Here is a 393-nt window from a genome sequence, read left to right on the forward strand (position 1 = left end):
CTTCTCTGCTGCAATTTGATCTGCTTCACGCTGCGCCTGTTCCGCTGCAATACGCTCTTGCTCTAACTTCATGGCCGCTTCTTGCTCTGCAAGACGCGCTTGTTGTTCTTGACGACGTTGCTCTGCTGCTTGCTGTTCTGCAGCGATACGTTCAGCTTCAGCCTTTTCTGCCGCAGCGCGTTCCTGCTCTATGCGCATCGCTTCTGCTTTTTCTGCTGCAATACGTTCTTGTTCTACACGTTCAGATTGTGCCTTCTCTGCTGCAATTTGATCTGCTTCACGCTGCGCCTGTTCCGCTGCAATACGCTCTTGCTCTAACTTCATGGCCGCTTCTTGCTCTGCAAGACGCGCTTGTTGTTCTTGACGACGTTGCTCTGCTGCTTGCTGTTCTGC

General features: G+C 52.4%; 1 pseudogene. It reads right to left on the reverse strand.

The features are described from left to right. A pseudogene (locus tag JIG41_RS04895) lies at window positions 1–393 on the reverse strand (signal recognition particle-docking protein FtsY); the annotation flags it as partial.

This window comes from Pseudoalteromonas sp. bablab_jr011, from assembly GCF_016464045.1.
Lineage (GTDB): Bacteria > Pseudomonadota > Gammaproteobacteria > Enterobacterales > Alteromonadaceae > Pseudoalteromonas > Pseudoalteromonas lipolytica.